This window comes from Devosia psychrophila (genome assembly GCF_000971275.1).
GTDB classification, from domain to species: Bacteria; Pseudomonadota; Alphaproteobacteria; order Rhizobiales; family Devosiaceae; genus Devosia; species Devosia psychrophila.
Genome location: NZ_LAPV01000022.1, coordinates 1 through 568, shown reverse-complemented (window position 1 = coordinate 568; position 568 = coordinate 1). Strand labels below are relative to the sequence as shown.

At 50.4% G+C, this 568-nt stretch carries 1 protein-coding gene; it reads right to left on the bottom strand.

Annotation, left to right across the window (positions count from 1 at the left end; all coding sequences use genetic code 11):
* Positions 1-256, bottom strand: a 256-nt coding sequence (locus tag WH91_RS24015; protein ID WP_199533488.1) for a hypothetical protein, incomplete at its 3' end; no start/stop codon positions are given.
* Positions 257-568 lie beyond the last annotated feature (312 nt).

The window sequence follows — 568 nt, the reverse complement described above, 5'->3', positions numbered from 1 at the left end:
CCGGAGAGCTGGCTGAAACCGCCCTGTTCCTCTCTCCCACTCCCCTCACCCTCTTCCCTTTTCCCCTCTTTTTCTTCCCCTCCTCTCTCTCTCCCCTCCTCCTTCTTCTTTTCCTCTCCTCTCTCCTTCTCTTCTTTCCCTTCTCCCTTTCCCCCTCTTTCTTCTCCTCTTCCCCCCTTTCCTTTTTTTTCTCCCCCTCTCTCCTCACTCTCCTCCTTCTCTCCCCCTTCTTCTCCCTCCCTTCTCTTTTTCCCACCCCTCTTCCCCCCCTCCCCTCCTCTCCCTCCCCCCTCTCCTCCCCCTTCTCCTCCCCCTTCTTTCCCTTCTCCTTCTTCTCCTCCCTCTCTCCCTTCTTCCTTTCCTTCTGCTTATTCTTCTCTTTTCCTTCTTTGTCTTTTTCTCCGTTATCCTCCTCTTCTGCTGTTTTTTTCTCCTCTTTGTGTCTGTTCTGTCTCTCTCTGTCTCTTCACTCCCTACTTATTTTTTTTTTTTTTTTTTTTTCTCCTATTCCCCGTACTCGCTCTTTTCCTCTTTCACTTCTTTCTGTCGTCTTCCCTCTTTTCGCTTC